The organism is Streptomyces sp. NPDC033165 (assembly GCF_055577965.1).
Genome location: NZ_JBVIPK010000002.1, coordinates 486,889 through 500,337 on the forward strand (window position 1 = coordinate 486,889; position 13,449 = coordinate 500,337).

At 71.6% G+C, this 13,449-nt stretch carries 15 protein-coding genes; 4 read left to right on the forward strand and 11 right to left on the reverse strand.

All coding sequences use genetic code 11. The features are described from left to right. Positions 1–14 precede the first annotated feature (14 nt). From ACZ5WC_RS06595 to ACZ5WC_RS06605, 3 genes are all read right to left on the reverse strand, one after another. A complete protein-coding gene (locus ACZ5WC_RS06595; protein WP_468539748.1) occupies positions 15–1,055 on the reverse strand; it encodes a sigma-70 family RNA polymerase sigma factor in 1,041 nt (346 codons plus the stop codon). 174 nt (positions 1,056–1,229) lie between these two features. After that, complete coding sequence (locus ACZ5WC_RS06600; protein ID WP_468539749.1) at positions 1,230–1,946, reverse strand: L,D-transpeptidase family protein; 717 nt, start codon at positions 1,944–1,946, stop codon at positions 1,230–1,232. A gap of 123 nt (positions 1,947–2,069) precedes the next feature. After that, on the reverse strand, positions 2,070–3,374 hold the full coding sequence (locus tag ACZ5WC_RS06605) for an MFS transporter (protein ID WP_468539750.1): 1,305 nt from the start codon (positions 3,372–3,374) through the stop codon (positions 2,070–2,072). 62 nt (positions 3,375–3,436) lie between these two features. Between ACZ5WC_RS06605 and ACZ5WC_RS06610 the strand changes: the two genes are divergently transcribed. Further along, positions 3,437–4,390 (forward strand): LysR family transcriptional regulator, encoded by a 954-nt coding sequence (locus ACZ5WC_RS06610; RefSeq protein WP_468539751.1) that lies wholly within the window; start codon positions 3,437–3,439, stop codon positions 4,388–4,390. A gap of 165 nt (positions 4,391–4,555) precedes the next feature. Here ACZ5WC_RS06610 and ACZ5WC_RS06615 read toward each other — a convergent pair whose 3' ends face one another. Continuing rightward, positions 4,556–5,317, reverse strand: coding sequence for an alpha/beta hydrolase (locus ACZ5WC_RS06615; protein WP_468539752.1), 762 nt, complete (start codon positions 5,315–5,317; stop codon positions 4,556–4,558). 113 nt (positions 5,318–5,430) lie between these two features. On the opposite strand from ACZ5WC_RS06615, the gene ACZ5WC_RS06620 reads away from it, so the two are divergent. Then, positions 5,431–6,585, forward strand: a complete 1,155-nt coding sequence (locus ACZ5WC_RS06620; protein WP_096623542.1) for an adenosine deaminase — start codon at positions 5,431–5,433, stop codon at positions 6,583–6,585. 134 nt (positions 6,586–6,719) lie between these two features. Continuing rightward, positions 6,720–7,022, forward strand: a complete 303-nt coding sequence (locus tag ACZ5WC_RS06625; RefSeq protein ID WP_096623544.1) for a hypothetical protein — start codon at positions 6,720–6,722, stop codon at positions 7,020–7,022. 87 nt (positions 7,023–7,109) lie between these two features. On the opposite strand, the gene ACZ5WC_RS06630 is transcribed toward ACZ5WC_RS06625, so the two are convergent. From ACZ5WC_RS06630 to afsQ1, 5 genes are all read right to left on the reverse strand, one after another. Next, positions 7,110–7,316 (reverse strand): PspC domain-containing protein, encoded by a 207-nt coding sequence (locus ACZ5WC_RS06630; RefSeq protein ID WP_018490974.1) that lies wholly within the window; start codon positions 7,314–7,316, stop codon positions 7,110–7,112. Between the two features lie 93 nt (positions 7,317–7,409). Beyond that, positions 7,410–7,982: a VanZ family protein gene (locus ACZ5WC_RS06635; protein ID WP_468539753.1), complete on the reverse strand. Its 573-nt coding sequence runs from the start codon at positions 7,980–7,982 to the stop codon at positions 7,410–7,412. Between the two features lie 120 nt (positions 7,983–8,102). After that, complete coding sequence (locus tag ACZ5WC_RS06640) at positions 8,103–8,756, reverse strand: hypothetical protein (protein WP_468539754.1); 654 nt, start codon at positions 8,754–8,756, stop codon at positions 8,103–8,105. Beyond that, complete coding sequence (locus ACZ5WC_RS06645; protein WP_468539755.1) at positions 8,753–10,294, reverse strand: ATP-binding protein; 1,542 nt, start codon at positions 10,292–10,294, stop codon at positions 8,753–8,755. Before ACZ5WC_RS06645 ends, ACZ5WC_RS06640 begins: the two co-directional genes overlap by 4 nt. Continuing rightward, the gene (gene afsQ1 / locus ACZ5WC_RS06650; RefSeq protein WP_006127084.1) at positions 10,291–10,968 is read right to left on the reverse strand and encodes a two-component system response regulator AfsQ1; all 678 of its coding nucleotides are present in this window, start codon (positions 10,966–10,968) and stop codon (positions 10,291–10,293) included. Before afsQ1 ends, ACZ5WC_RS06645 begins: the two co-directional genes overlap by 4 nt. Positions 10,969–11,149: 181 nt before the next feature. Between afsQ1 and ACZ5WC_RS06655 the strand changes: the two genes are divergently transcribed. Continuing rightward, complete coding sequence (locus tag ACZ5WC_RS06655; RefSeq protein ID WP_468539756.1) at positions 11,150–11,935, forward strand: SigE family RNA polymerase sigma factor; 786 nt, start codon at positions 11,150–11,152, stop codon at positions 11,933–11,935. 313 nt (positions 11,936–12,248) lie between these two features. Here ACZ5WC_RS06655 and ACZ5WC_RS06660 read toward each other — a convergent pair whose 3' ends face one another. Next, on the reverse strand, positions 12,249–12,797 hold the full coding sequence (locus ACZ5WC_RS06660) for a hypothetical protein (protein WP_468539757.1): 549 nt from the start codon (positions 12,795–12,797) through the stop codon (positions 12,249–12,251). Beyond that, positions 12,790–13,122 (reverse strand): hypothetical protein, encoded by a 333-nt coding sequence (locus ACZ5WC_RS06665; protein ID WP_468539758.1) that lies wholly within the window; start codon positions 13,120–13,122, stop codon positions 12,790–12,792. The genes ACZ5WC_RS06660 and ACZ5WC_RS06665 overlap by 8 nt, the downstream gene beginning before the upstream one ends. Between the last annotated feature and the right edge of the window lie 327 nt (positions 13,123–13,449).

Below are 13,449 nucleotides of genomic sequence, written 5' to 3' on the forward strand. Positions count from 1 at the left end.
ACGCGCGCACTGCCTCAGGACGCGTCGGCCGGCAGTCGCTCCGGCAGCCCGAACAGCGGGAACCAGCGCGGGACGTCGAGGAAACAGTGCATCCCGGTGATCGCCCCGTCCCGCACGTCGATGATCTGCACCGCCCACGGCACGAAGCCGTCCCCCTCCTCAGCGGGCTTGTAGTGCGCGAAGGCCGGGGAGCCGTTGGCCGATACGGGCACCAGCCGGGAACCCGCACAGGCCGCGCCGATGGAGGTCATGAAGCCCGTGATGTCCCCGGTGCCCCGGAGCCACAGGTCGAACGGCGGCATCGTCATCACCGCGTCCTCGTGGAGCAGCGCGGTCAGGGCGGCCATGTCATACCCCTCGAACGCCTTCACATAGCGCTCCAGGAGCTTCTGCTGCTCCCCGTCGAGCGGGTCCGCCGCGTCCCCGGCCCGCCCCTCCGTCTCCGTCAGCGTGGCGCGGGCCCGCTGGAGGGCGCTGTTGACCGAGGCGACGGAGGTCTCCAGCAGCTCGGCCACCTCCGCGGCCTTCCAGGCGAGGACCTCGCGCAGGATCAGCACGGCCCGCTGCTTGGGCGGCAGATGCTGGAGTGCGGCGACGAACGCGAGGCGCACCGACTCACGCGCCACGGCCGCCTCCGCCGGGTCCTGGACCGACGGCAGGATGCGGCCGTCGGGCATCGGCTCCAGCCAGACGTTCTCCGGGCGGGGGCTCAGCGCGGCCTGGGCGAGCGGGGTCGGGCCGGTCAGATCCACCGGGCGGGCGCGTTTGTTGCCCGCGTTCAGCATGTCCAGGCAGACGTTGGTGGCGATCCGGTAGAGCCAGGAACGCAGCGAGGAACGGCCCTCGAACTTGTCGAAGTTGCGCCAGGCGCGCACCAGGGTGTCCTGCACCGCGTCCTCGGCCTCGAAGGCCGAGCCCAGCATCCGGTAGCAGTAGCCGGTCAGCTCGATCCGGTGCCCTTCCAGACGGCTGTCGATCCCGCCGCCATCGGCCGTGCCGGGCTTCCCGGCGTCCGCCGCCGCTCCCGACGCAGTCGTCGTGGTCAGATCGCTCATCGCTCCACCCCTGTCGCGCAGCCGCGCTGTGGCATCCGTCACCCGGTACGTCGGAAGCTACCGCAGGCCACTGACAGCCGGGGCGGAATCCGGTCGGGAAAGCGGACAGGGGTGCCGGACACCGCGGCTCCGGCCACGGTGTCCGGCACCCCTCGGGTGCTCCCAGCGCCTCGCTCAGGTCCCGGGCTTGCGCCCGTACACGTACACGTCGTCGCCGTTCTTCAGCAGTTTCCAGTATGCCTTCGCGTCGGCGGGGCGCATGTTGACGCAGCCGCCCGAGCCCGGCGGGTTGTACATGGACTTGGTGACCGAGTGGAACGCCTGGCCGCCGTCGAAGAACTGGGAGTGGGGCATCCAGACCTTGTAGATGGTCGACCAGTGCTTGATGCTGCGCCAGTAGATCTTCTTGGCCCCGGTCCGGGTCTCGACGCCGTTGCGGCCGGTCCGCACCGGCACCGGCCCGTACTTCAGCTTCTTGCCGTCCTGGATCCAGCTCAGCTGCCGGGTCAGGTCGACGCAGGCGATGCGCCCCTTGTCGGTGGGGCACTTCCTCGCCTTGTCGGGGTTCTTCCCGGCCGCCTTCTGGGCGAGCATCGTGTTCATCGTGCGCCAGGTCAGCGGACCGGCGTAGCCCATGGTGGGGGTGATCCCGTGCTTCTTCTGGAACTTCTGGATCGCCTTGCAGTCGGCGGTGGACTGCCTGCCGTCCACGGGCCGCTTCAGGAACTTCTCGACCTGCTTCTGGTACGGCCCCGCCGACTTGGTGCAGGACGCCGCGTGGGCGGAGGTGCCGGTGCCCAGGACCAGGGCGGGTGCGGCCACCAGCCCGGCCACGGAGAGCGCCACCCCACGCTTCAGCCGTCTTCCGGATATTCTCGCCGTGACTCCCATGCGCGCCAACTCCCCTTCGCCCAGAGTGCGTTGTTGATTACGCCTGGTAGACGTGCGAAGGGGAGCGGTGGTTGCGCGCAGGTATGTGTCAGTTGCGTCCCGGTTGTGCGCGGGTGGAGCCGCTCACCGGGTGACGGGGACGAGCGCGCGTCGTTCCGCCCGCGCCACCCGGGTCCCGTACAGCGTGATCGAGACGACGCCGAGGACGGCGAGCAGGCCCAGTGCCACCGTCGCCGCCCAGCCTCCGGTGTGGAAGGCGATCGCGCCGAGCGTGCCGCCCGCGCTGGAGCCCAGGTAGTACGCCGACTGGTAGAGCGCCGATGCCTGCGCCCGGCCCGTCGTCGCGGTCCGGCTCACCGAGGACGAGGCGACCGCGTGCCCGGCGAAGAACCCGGCCGTGATCAGCACCAGGCCCAGCAGCACGGCGGCCAGCCGGTCGGCCAGCGAGAGCAGCAGCCCGGCCGCCGTGGTCGAGACCGCCAGATACAGCGCGCCCCGGCGGCCGAGGCGGGCCACCAGCCGTCCGGCCGCGGCGGAGGAGACCGTACCGACCAGGTAGACCAGGAAGATCGAACCGATGACGCCCTGCGGCAGGTTGAACGGCTCCCCGATCAGCCGGTAGCCGATCACCGTGTAGACCGCGCCGAACACCGTCATGAACAGCGCGCCGATCGCGTACAGCCGGACCAGCAGCGGGTTGCTCAGGTGGGTGGCGACGGTCTTCGCCAGCGCCTTCGGGTTCAGCGAACCGGGCCGGAAGTTGCGGGCCCTGGGGATCAGGAAATGGAAGGCGACGGCGCACGCCAGCGCGAGCAGCCCGACCGCCGCGAGCGCGGCGCGCCAGCCCCAGGCCTGGGCGACCCAGCCGGTGAGGATGCGGCCGCTCATACCGCCGATGCTGTTGCCCGCGACGAACAGCCCGATCGCGGCGATCAGCGCCTTGGGCCGTACCTCCTCCGCGAGATACGCCATCGCGGAGGCCGGAAGCCCGGCGAGCGCCGCGCCCTGGACGGCCCGCAGGGCGATCAGCCAGCCGATCGAGGGGGCGAACGGCACCAGCAGCCCGACCAGCACCGCGACCGCCAGTGACGCCGTCATCATCTGCCGCCGCCCGAACCGCTCCGAGAGCGCGCTCAGCGGCAGCACGCACAGCGCCAGCGCCCCGGTCGCCGCCGAGACCGTCCAGCTCGCCTGCCCGGCACTCGCGCCGTACGCGGCGGAGACCGCGGGCAGCAGCGCCTGGGTGGAGTAGAGGAGGGCGAAGGCCGCGACACCGGCGGCGAAGAGGGCGAAGCTCATCCGGCGGTAGCCGGGGCGGCCGGGCTCCAGGCGCTCATCGGCGGCGGGAGCGGCAGTGGTGGTGACGGGGGACGACGGGTCGGAGGCACCCACCACGACGGTGGATGCCCCGGTATCAGCGGGAGGCATACGTCGAAAGTAGACGGACGGGTTTCATGCGTCCAATGCACGAAACCGTCATAATCAATCCCATGGCGCATGAACGCAGCTCAGGGCCTCGGCTGTCACCAAGTAGTTACGAAGAAGACATCCGGGCCGTCCTCGCACCCCGCCTCGCGTACTTCGAGGCGGTCGCCCGCCATGAGCACGTCACCCGCGCCGCGCACGAGCTCGGCGTTCCGCAGTCCACGCTCTCGCGGGCCATGGTCCGGCTCGAAGCGGACCTGGGCGTCGCCCTGTTCGCCCGCAAGGGCCGCACCGTCTCGCTCACTCCGGCGGGCCGTACCTTCCTCGGCTCGGCGGAACGGGCCCTGGCCGAGGTGGAGAAGGCCGCCGACTCGGTCCGCGCGGACGCCGACCCGACGGCGGGCCGGGTCTCCTTCGGCTTCCTGCACACCATGGGCTCCGAGACCGTGCCCGCCCTGATCCGCGCCTTCCGGGTCGACCACCCCAAGGTCCGCTTCCAGCTCGTGCAGAACTACGGCGAGGCGATGATCGAACGGCTGCGCGCGGGCGGTCTCGACCTCTGCCTCACCTCGCCCGTGCCCGACGCCCCCGACCTGGTCACCCGTCGCCTCGACGAACAGCGGCTGCGCCTGGTGGTCCCGGACGACCACCGCCTCGCCTCGCGCCGCCGCATCCGCCTCGCGGAGGCCGCCGACGAGACGTTCGTGACCCTGGAGCCCGGCTACGGGCTGCGCCGCATCACCGACGACCTCTGTGCCCAGGCGGGCTTCACCCCGCGCGTCGCCTTCGAGGGCGAGGAGGCGGAGACCCTGCGCGGGCTGGTCGCCGCCGGGCTCGGTGTGGCCCTGCTGCCGCCGCCCGCGGTGGCCCGGCCGGGCGTCGTCGAGCTGACGGTGACGGCCCCGCGCGCGGCCCGCGAGATCGGGGTCGCCTGGCTGGACGGGCACCCCGACACCCCGCCGGTCGCCGCGTTCAAGCGGTTCCTGCTCTCGCGCCGGGGGAACCTGCTGCCGGACTGAGGGGGGCGGCGGTCCGCGCGCGGTTCACCCTCTATCCGAAATGAACGAAATATTCCGTTAGCTCATGCTTCGTCCACCGCCCCGGACGCCCGGCAGGTCGTGCGGGCCGGCGCGGTCGGAGAGGTGCCCTGCAGCGTCGGGGGGTACGGCTGCCGGGCACCCGCCTCAGTGCCGCAGCGACCGCCCGAACCCCGCCGCCAGCGGCATCCGCAGCCCCAGCGGCGGCGGTGCGGCCAGGGCGTCCTGGACCGGGCGGGCGTAGGACCGGGCGAACAGTGAGCCGCGCACGAAGTCGGCGGCCAGCGCCATCACTTCGGACCGGTGCTGGCGCAGCGCGTGCCCGTCGGAGTGGACCTCGAAGCGGCAGGTGTCCCGGTTGGACTTCTTCGCCCGCTCGGCCAGCCGGTACGACAACTCCGGGTCGGTGTGCTCGTCGTTGGTGCCGTGCACGATCAACACCCGCCGCCCCGCCAGCTGTTTCACCGGCTCCGGGTCGGACGCGGAGTGCTCCGGCAGCCACGGGGCCATCGCCAGGACGGAGTTGACCGCCCCGTGCCCGGCGGCCCGCAGTGCGGCCCGGCCGCCCATCCCGTGCCCGACCAGGCACACCGGTACGTCCCCGTACCGCCGCTGGACCTCGTCGGCGGCCCACACGGCGTCCCGGACCGGGTGCTCGTCGTCCGCGTTCCAGCCCCGGCAGCGGTAGCGCAGCACGTGCACCGCGAGCCCGTCGCCCTCCCCGGCCCGGGCCAGGGCGCGGGCGAACGGCAGTTGTGCCGCGTACGACAGGGTGGAGGGGCGGCGCCGCGAGTCGGCCTCCCCGTCCGGGAGCAGCAGAACCACGCCGCTGACCTCGTAGGGTGCTCCGGTCGTCTGTACGGCCCGCCCCAGCCTGGGGGGTGTCAGGGGGAGTGCGCGCTGTCCCATGACAGAACAGTCTCAGAAGAGCGGGTGTACTCCACCCGACTTCCCGGTCACTGTTACGCATCGACAGAAGGCGTCGGCGGGTGCTCTACGCGCGTAGGCGCTAGAGTGCCCAGATGACGAGCCAGACCCCGAATGTCCCTGATTCCGACCAGATCCGGCGCGCCCCCAAGGTGCTGCTCCACGACCATCTCGACGGCGGCCTCCGGCCGGGCACGATCATCGAGCTGGCCCGCGCGCAGGGTTACGACTCCCTCCCCGAGACCGAGACCGACAAGCTCGGCATCTGGTTCCGCGAGGCCGCCGACTCCGGTTCGCTGCCGCGGTATCTGGAGACCTTCGCCCACACCTGTGCCGTCATGCAGACCCGTGACGCGCTGTTCAGGGTGGCCGCCGAGTGCGCCGAGGACCTCGCCGAGGACGGTGTCGTCTACGCCGAGATCCGCTACGCCCCCGAGCAGCACCTGGAGGGCGGCCTGACCCTCGAACAGGTCGTCGAGGCGGTCAACGCGGGCTTCCGCGAGGGCGAGCGCATCGCCCGCGCCAACGGCCACCGCATCCGCGTCGGAGCCCTGCTCACCGCGATGCGGCACGCGGCCCGCGCGCTGGAGATCGCCGAGCTGGCCAACAGCTACCGCGACCAGGGCGTCGTCGGCTTCGACATCGCGGGCGCCGAGGCCGGCTTCCCGCCCACCCGCCACCTCGACGCGTTCGAGTACCTCAAGCGGGAGAACAACCACTTCACGATCCACGCGGGCGAGGCCTTCGGGCTGCCGTCGATCTGGCAGGCCCTGCAGTGGTGCGGCGCCGACCGGCTCGGTCACGGGGTCCGGATCATCGACGACATCGAGGTCGCCGAGGACGGCTCGGTCACCCTCGGCCGCCTCGCCTCCTACGTACGGGACAAGCGCATCCCGCTGGAGATGTGCCCGACCTCCAACCTCCAGACCGGGGCCGCCACCTCCTACGCCGAGCACCCGATCGGGCTGCTGCGCAAGCTGCACTTCCGCATCACGGTGAACACGGACAACCGGCTGATGAGCGGCACGACCATGAGCCAGGAATTCGAGCGGCTGACCGAGGCATTCGGATACACGCTCGACGACATGCAGTGGTTCACAGTCAATGCGATGAAATCAGCTTTCATTCCTTTCGACGAACGTCTCGCGATGATCAATGACGTCGTCAAGCCCGGTTACGCGGAGCTGAAGTCCGAGTGGCTTTTCCGTCAGACCGCTGTGACCAGCGGATCTTCGGTGTCCGCCGGTTGATCCTCCCCATACGGAAAGCGGCCGGGAAGCACATTCCCGGCCGCTTTCCGCGTGTCGGGATGTTTGCGGAGCGGGCGGCGGGATGGCTAGCTTGCAGAGCCGCTCACATCCCCTTCCCCAAGGATGAATTCTCCATGAAGAAGTCTGCTGCCAAGACTCTCGGTGTCGCCGCTCTGGGCGCCGCTTTCGCCGCTGCCGCCGCCGGGAGCGCCTCCGCGGCCCCCTCCCTGCCGCTCGACACCGCGGCCGGCGCCCTCCCCGTCTCGACGATGGCGCTGGACACCGTCGCGCAGTCCGTCCAGCACGCCCCGGTCCAGGACACCGTCGACAAGGTCCTCGGCGGCGACGCCACCGACGCGGCCGCCCCGGTCACCGGCCTCCTCGGCGGACTGCCCACCCAGGGCCTCTCCGCCAACGGAATCCCGCTCGGCGGCTGATCCGTACCCGCGCATGCCGGTGGGGCGCACACCCTGACCCAGGGTGTGCGCCCCACCGCGCGTTTCCGCTCCCCGTCGCGCGGCGCGTCACCAGGCCGAAGCGGACGAGGCGGACTTCTCCGAGGGCAGCAGCGCCCAGAGCGCCAGGTAGATGAGGAACTGAGGGCCGGGCAGCAGGCAGGAGACGACGAAGATGACGCGCATCGTGCCGGCCGACGTGCCGAAGCGCCGGGCGAGTCCCGCGCACACGCCGCCGATCATGCGGCCTTCAGTGGGGCGGACCAGTGCGGCCATGGTGGGCTCCTTCGCGAAGCGTTGCCGGGGGAGCAGCCTGTTGTGCTCCCGATGTATCCATGGTGCCGCGGCGAAGGGGGACAAAGCATCGCTCTACGGGGCGATACCGACCCCGGTAATCGTCGGGGTCGCCCCCTGAGGGGCCTCGTCCCTGAGGCGGGTCTCCTGGTGGTACCTGGGGAGGTCCCGTACCCCCGGCAGCCCCCGGCGGCGCAGCCGCGCCCGGCAGACCGGTACGACCAGGAGATGCGCCAGCGCGATCCCGGTGGTGTTCAGCAGCACCGAGTCGACGTCGACGATCTGACCGGGCACCCCGGTCTGGCCCAACTCGATCGCCAGCGAGATCAGGGCCCCCGCGGTGACCGTGCGCAGCAGCGAGACCCAGGGGGAGACGAAGATCCGCCCGCCGGCCATCGGCAGCAGCACACCGAGCGGGGCCAGCAGGAGCAGCGCACCTCCGATCCGGCGGGCGGCTTCGGCCCGGCCGAGCGCGAGGTCCGCTCTGATCCCGGCGAACGGCTCGAAATTCGCGGCCGTGATCCAGGGCACGTCCAGCGGGCGCATCGTCAGCCACCCGACGAGCAGCAGATGAGCGAGGAGGAGCGTGACCCCCGCCGCGCGGAAGTGGATGACGGTCTGACCGTCCGAACCTTGACGCACGCCCACCAAGACGTTCCGACCGGCAGGATCGGTTCCGTGACTTTCCCGCCCACCCGGGCGGCCGCGCGGGGCGGCCGCCCGGACGGACCCGGACCGGACACCCGCCCGCCAGCCCGGGCAGCCCGTTCAGTCCAGTCGGAGCACGTCCGGAGTGGTCAGGTCCTGCGGCCGGGCCTTCGTCTGCGAGGTGCAGAGATAGGCGCGCGGCGGGTAGGCCCCGGGGCCGCCCAGGACCACCGAGCCATCCGTCGGAAGCGTCTTGCTCTCCGCGTACGTGCACACCAGCTGGGCCAGCGCCTCCGCCGACAGGTCCTCCGGCTGACTGCTCAGCCGCAGGGTGCCCGCCGGGTCGTTCGCCCGCGCCGGATCGACCCGCAGGCCCGCCGGGACCGCGGTGGAGAACCCGGCCCGCCGCTCGCTCTCGGGCGGCGCCTGCTGGACCTCCTTCAGCAGCGCCCGGGCGACCTTGAGCCGGTCGGAGCCGATCGCACCCTGCGCCACCTCACGGTCCACGGTCACCAGCTGCGAGGCGCACACCAGGTACACCTCGGCCGTCACACTGTCCGGAGACCGGGCCGCGACGTCCGACGCGGTCAGCCGGCACGGCACCCGCGAGGGCGCGGCCCCCGCGTCCACCGGCACCGTCGTCGTACGGATTCCGCAGCCGGAGACCAGCGCCGCGGCGGCCAGCAGAGCGGCCAGCGAGGCCGCCGTACGCCGCGGACCACGCGGGCCGCACCGAAGCGGACCGCGCGGGTAGGTGCCACCGCCGGGCTTCACGTCGCCCCGCCCCCGTCCACGTCATCGTCCCGGCCCTCCGCGTCGCCGCCGTCCGGCCGCGCCAGCTTCCCCGCGTCGCGCGGCAGCCGCAGCTCGAAGACGGCCCCGCCGTCCGGGGAGTTCGCCGCCGTGATGTCACCGCCGTGGATGTGCGCGTTCTCCATGGCGATGGAGAGCCCGAGACCGCTGCCCTCCGACCGCGGCCGGGAGGCACTGGCCTTGTAGAACCGGTCGAACACGTGCGGCAGGACCTCCTCGGGGATGCCCGGACCGTGATCCCGTACCTCGATGACCAGCTCATCGCCGTCGGTGCGCACCCGGACTCCCACCGGTGAACCCCCGTGCTTGAGGGCGTTGCCGATCAGATTGGCCAGGATCACGTCGAGGCGGCGCGGGTCGAGCCTGGCCATCGTGCCCCGCTCCGCGTCCAGGTCCACCGCGTCCAGCCAGGCCCGGGCGTCGATGCACGCCGTGACCTGGTCGGCGACGTCGACGTCGTCCAGCACCAGATGGGCCGTGCCCGCGTCGAACCGGGTCACCTCCATCAGGTTCTCCACCAGGTCGTTCAGCCGCCGGGTCTCGCTGACCACCAGGTGCACGGCGGGCGCGATCATCGGGTCGAGGCTGTCCGCCTCGTCCTCCAGCACCTCGGCCACCGCGGTGATCGCGGTCAGCGGGGTGCGCAGCTCGTGAGACATGTCGGCGACGAACCGGCGGCTCGACTCCTCCCGGGCGCTCATGTCCGCGACCTTCTTCTCCAGCGAGCTCGCGGTCCTGTTGAACGTACGGGAGAGATCTGCCAGTTCGTCCGTGCCGGAGACCACGAGCCGGGTGTCGAGCTTGCCCTCACCGAGCTTGCGGGCCGCGTCGCCCAGCCGCTGCACGGGCCGCAGCACCGTCGTCGCGGCGGCCTGCGCCAGCAGCGCCGAGCCGATCAGCGCGAGGGCCGTCGCGATCCCCAGCGACCAGGCCAGCGAGTTGAGGTCCTGCCGCTCCTGGTCGAGGGACTTGAGCATGTACCCGGTCGGGCCGCCGCCGATGATCCGCGTACCGGCGACCAGATACGGCGTGCCGGCGATGCTCGTACGCTGCCAGAACAGGTGGTAATCGTGCTCGTTGCTCGCCGTCAGCGGCTGCTTGCGGGCCACCTGCCCGCGCAGTGAGTCCGGCACGTCGGCCAGGGTGAACGTGTCGAGGTCGGAGTAGCCGACGATCGGCTTGCCGCGCTCGCGCTCGTCCTCCAGCAGCACGCTGTAGCCGGGGCTGTCGCTGGCCATCTGCGCCGCCGCCCGCTGGAGGTCGTCCTTGGTGGGCCGCTCCGGCAGCGTCGCCGCGGTGTCCTGCATCTGCCGCCGGAAGGCGTCGAGCGCGGTGCCCTGCGTACGGGTCAGCACGGCCTCACGGTTGAGCCAGTACGCGATGCCCGACGCGGAGACCGCGGCGGTCAGCGCCACCAGCGCGAACACCACGACCAGGCGCAGCCGCAGGCTGGTCCAGCGCAGCCCCGCACGCAGGGACCGCTTGGCGGTTTCGGTCACTGAGGCGAGTCCAGCCGATAGCCCACGCCCCGCACCGTACGGATCAGGGTCGGCGAGGACGGCACGTCCTCCACCTTCGCGCGCAGCCGCTGCACACAGGCGTCCACCAGCCGGGAGTCGCCCAGGTAGTCGTGCTCCCAGACCAGGCGCAGCAGCTGCTGCCGGGACAGGGCCTGGCCCGGCCGGCGGCTCAGCTCAAGCAGGAGCCGCAGCTCGGTCGGCGTGAGCTGGAGGTCCTCCCCGTCCTTGGTCACGGTCATGGCGGAGCGGTCGATGACCACGTTCCCGAAGGTCGCGGAGTCGGTCGACTCGCGCTCCCCGCGGCGCAGCACGGCCCGGATCCGGGCGTCCAGCACCCGGCCCTGGACGGGTTTGACCACATAGTCGTCCGCGCCGGACTCCAGTCCCACGACGACGTCGATGTCGTCGCTGCGCGCGGTCAGCAGAATGATCGGCAGCTGGTCGGTGCGCCGGATACGCCGGCACACCTCGAAACCGTCGATCCCGGGCAGCATGACATCCAGCACGACCAGGTCGGGCCGCTGCTCACGCAGCAGCTCCAGGCCGTCCTCTCCCGTCGCCGCGGTGGCCACACGGTGGCCCTGGCGTGACAGCGAGAGTTCGAGGGCCGTGCGGATGGCGTCGTCGTCCTCGATCAGCAACAGGAAAGGCACGGACGTCATTCTGGCCCATGGTGGCGCTTCAGTTCGACCTGTGGCCCGGTCCCCTTCCCGGGGCACGGCCACAACTTCCCCTGTGACAGGCCTGTGACAGTCGGAGGACAGTGCCATGAAACTGCCCCGGCAAGCTCTTTGGCACAGGGAACGAACGGACTCCACCGATAGGGGGCGCGAGATGAACGCACTGCACAGCACCAGCTCAAGCGCAGTTGTCACGCGTCTCCACGACCTCGGCCGGAGCACCGAGAAGTCCGGTGCCACGAACGTGCGGGGGTGTGTTCGGGGCGTCGGGCGTCAGCATCCGTCGACTGCGGAGCAGATGCGCAAGTCGTACATGACGGTGGTTGACGCACCCACGGGGGAGAACACGGGGGGTAACGGGGGAAGCGCGTACGGGGAGGTCACGGGGGATCGCGGAGCCCGGACGGAGGACGCGGACGCCGAAGCGGTGTTCACGGCCTACGTCCAGGAGCGGCGGGCCTCCCTGTACGCAACCGCCTACCACCTGACCGGCGACCGGTTCGAGGCCGAGGACCTGCTCCAGAGCGCCCTCTTCTCGACGTACCGGGCGTGGGACCGGATCAGCGACAAGGCGGCGGTCGGCGGCTATCTGCGCCGCACCATGACCAATCTGCACATCAGCGCCTGGCGCAGGCGCAAGCTGAACGAATACCCGACCGAGGAGCTGCCGGAGACGGTGGGCGACACGGACGCGATGCGCGGTACGGAGCTGCGGGCGGTGCTGTGGCAAGCGCTCGCCCGGCTGCCCGAACTTCAGCGCACGATGCTGGTCCTGCGGTACTACGAGGGCCGCACCGACCCGGAGATCGCGTCGATCCTCGACATCAGTGTCGGCACGGTGAAGTCGAGCATCTGGCGCTCCCTGCGCCGGCTGCGCGAGGACGAGGTCCTCAGCTTCGGACGTGACGAGCAGGAGTCCTTCGGCGAGCTGGTGGCCTGAGGCAGAGGCCCTCCGCTTCGGGGGAGGCGGGGGCCGCGGGGGAGCACGGGGGACGCACGGGGGAGCAGAAAAGCGGGGACCGAGGGGACCCGGGGGATACGGGAAGCGGCCGTCGCTTCGGGGGAGACGAGGGCCACGGGGGAAACGGGGAAGACAGCGGGGTCGTACGGGCCGGGGGGCCTGTACGACCCCGCTGTCCGTGCAGCCCGACGCCGCACCCGGCTCGGGCCGTGTGGCGGTGTGGCATCGGTCGGGCGGCCACCGGAACGCAGGACTGGTCGCCGTGAGTGTCCGAACCGGCGGACGGTGGGGTTCAGCGCCCCTGATGGCGACGGCGGTAGTAGTAGGCCGCCGTGACCACAGCGAGCAGCGGGCCCCAGGCCAGCAGGGGCAGATAGCAGGCGGTCATCAGCCAGTAGAGGCCGCCCTCCGGGGAACCAGGGGCACCCATGTTCTCCGCACTGTTCCAGGTGAACGCGCCGGATACCGCGATGAGGGTGACGAGCGCCGCGCCGAGCGAAGCGGGGATCACCGCCGCCATGACGGGGATTCTCCGGCCGCCCAGGGCTGGTACCCAGTGGGGCAGTTCCTCGCCCCATCTGTGGATCAGGCCCAGGGTGAGCAGTCCCAACGCCTCGGCCAGCAGGCTGAGGCCGATGAGGTAGAAGGACCCGGCGCCGGGGAAGTTCTCCGGGTGAAGGAACTCGTCCCTGAATCCGGAGTCCCAGCCCAGGGCGATGGCGATGCGCCACAGCCCGGAAGGCACGAGGGTCAGCGCGGCGGCGTGCGCCGCCAGGCGGATGGCCCGGGGGACTCGGGGTGCGGCCGTGACGGGCGTCCCGGCCATCAGGGTGTCAGCCACGGCGGATCGCCGCCCCGGGCCGCGCGGGTGACTTGGTGATCTCGGCGTGGACCACCTTGTACCCGCCCTTGATCACGGTCGTGAACGGCGCGGGGGCCATGCACGTACCGGCCCGCGGCCGTACAAGGCTGCCGTTCTCGTCCACGTTCTCCGGGTCCACGTTCACCACCCCCCAGGAGAAGCCGAGCCGGTCCGGCTCGCCCCTGCCGCCCTGCTGGACGCTGATGCCCAGCCGGGCACCGGCCTTCTCGACGTTCGACTTCGTCACGACCGCGGTCAGGGTCGCCGTACGGCCGCTGGTGACCAGGCAGTCCACCTGGGCCACCGCCCACCCCCTGGCCCCGCTCGGGGTGGTGTGGGAGAACTTCAGCGTGCCCCGGGCGTCTGTGGCCAGTCCCCGGGGGGCGTCGGGAGGTATCGGCCGGGTGAAGGGCGTCTGCCGGGCATGGATGGTGAAGCGGATGTCGTCGTCGGGAGATTCGATGTAGGAGATGCGAGCCGTCCCATGGACGCTCGCCGTCTTCGCCGGTTTCCGTTCGGCGGTCGTGGGGGGGGGGGGGGGGGGGGGGGGGGGGGGGGGAGGGGGGGGGGGGGGGGGGAGAGGGAGGGGGGGGTCAGGGCGGCCGCGCCCCGGTAGAAGCGGAACGGGGAC